The sequence below is a fragment of the Streptomyces sp. NPDC104381 genome (genome assembly GCF_055583745.1).
On sequence record NZ_JBVJNK010000016.1, the window covers coordinates 1 to 1,867 of the forward strand.

The 1,867-nt window shown below is 56.1% G+C and carries 1 rRNA gene; it reads left to right on the top strand.

The annotated features are described in order from the left end of the window. Positions 1-1,845 (top strand): 23S ribosomal RNA (locus ACZ607_RS34910); the annotation flags it as partial. Positions 1,846-1,867: the final 22 nt, after the last annotated feature.

Genomic DNA, 1,867 nt, shown 5'->3' on the forward strand with positions numbered 1-1,867 from the left:
TAGCCCTAACGGGTGTTGGGTTGGGTAGGGGAGCGTCGTGTGCCGGGTGAAGCAGCCGCGGAAGCGAGTTGTGGACGGTTCACGAGTGAGAATGCAGGCATGAGTAGCGATACACACGTGAGAAACGTGTGCGCCGATTGACTAAGGGTTCCTGGGTCAAGCTGATCTGCCCAGGGTAAGTCGGGACCTAAGGCGAGGCCGACAGGCGTAGTCGATGGACAACCGGTTGATATTCCGGTACCCGCTTTGAAACGCCCAATACTGAATCAGGCGATGCTAAGTCCGTGAAGCCGGCCCGATCTCTTCGGAGTTGAGGGTAGTGGTGGAGCCGATGAACCAGACTTGTATTAGGTAAGCGATGGGGTGACGCAGGAAGGTAGTCCAGCCCGGGCGGTGGTTGTCCCGGGGTAAGGGTGTAGGACGCACGGTAGGTAAATCCGTCGTGCATGGAGTCTGAGACCTGATGCCGAGCCGATTGTGGTGAAGTGGATGATCCTATGCTGTCGAGAAAAGCCTCTAGCGAGTTTCATGGCGGCCCGTACCCTAAACCGACTCAGGTAGTCAGGTAGAGAATACCGAGGCGTTCGGGTGAACTATGGTTAAGGAACTCGGCAAAATGCCCCCGTAACTTCGGGAGAAGGGGGGCCATTCCTGGTGATCCGATTTACTCGGTGAGCTGGGGGTGGCCGCAGAGACCAGCGAGAAGCGACTGTTTACTAAAAACACAGGTCCGTGCGAAGCCGTAAGGCGATGTATACGGACTGACGCCTGCCCGGTGCTGGAACGTTAAGGGGACCGGTTAGCTGACTTTCGGGTTGGCGAAGCTGAGAACTTAAGCGCCAGTAAACGGCGGTGGTAACTATAACCATCCTAAGGTAGCGAAATTCCTTGTCGGGTAAGTTCCGACCTGCACGAATGGCGTAACGACTTCTCGACTGTCTCAACCATAGGCCCGGTGAAATTGCACTACGAGTAAAGATGCTCGTTTCGCGCAGCAGGACGGAAAGACCCCGGGACCTTTACTATAGTTTGATATTGGTGTTCGGTTCGGCTTGTGTAGGATAGGTGGGAGACTTTGAAGCGGCCACGCCAGTGGTTGTGGAGTCGTCGTTGAAATACCACTCTGGTCGTGCTGGATGTCTAACCTGGGTCCGTGATCCGGATCAGGGACAGTGTCTGATGGGTAGTTTAACTGGGGCGGTTGCCTCCTAAAGAGTAACGGAGGCGCCCAAAGGTTCCCTCAGCCTGGTTGGCAATCAGGTGTTGAGTGTAAGTGCACAAGGGAGCTTGACTGTGAGACCGACGGGTCGAGCAGGGACGAAAGTCGGGACTAGTGATCCGGCAGTGGCTTGTGGAAGCGCTGTCGCTCAACGGATAAAAGGTACCCCGGGGATAACAGGCTGATCTTCCCCAAGAGTCCATATCGACGGGATGGTTTGGCACCTCGATGTCGGCTCGTCGCATCCTGGGGCTGGAGTCGGTCCCAAGGGTTGGGCTGTTCGCCCATTAAAGCGGTACGCGAGCTGGGTTTAGAACGTCGTGAGACAGTTCGGTCCCTATCCGCTGTGCGCGTAGGAATATTGAGAAGGGCTGTCCCTAGTACGAGAGGACCGGGACGGACGAACCTCTGGTGTGCCAGTTGTCCTGCCAAGGGCATGGCTGGTTGGCTACGTTCGGAAAGGATAACCGCTGAAAGCATCTAAGCGGGAAGCCTGCTTCAAGATGAGTATTCCCACCACCTTGAGTGGTTAAGGCTCCCAGTAGACGACTGGGTTGATAGGCCAGATGTGGAAGCCCGGTAACGGGTGGAGCTGACTGGTACTAATAGGCCGAGGGCTTGTCCTCAGTTGCTCGCGTCCACTGTGTT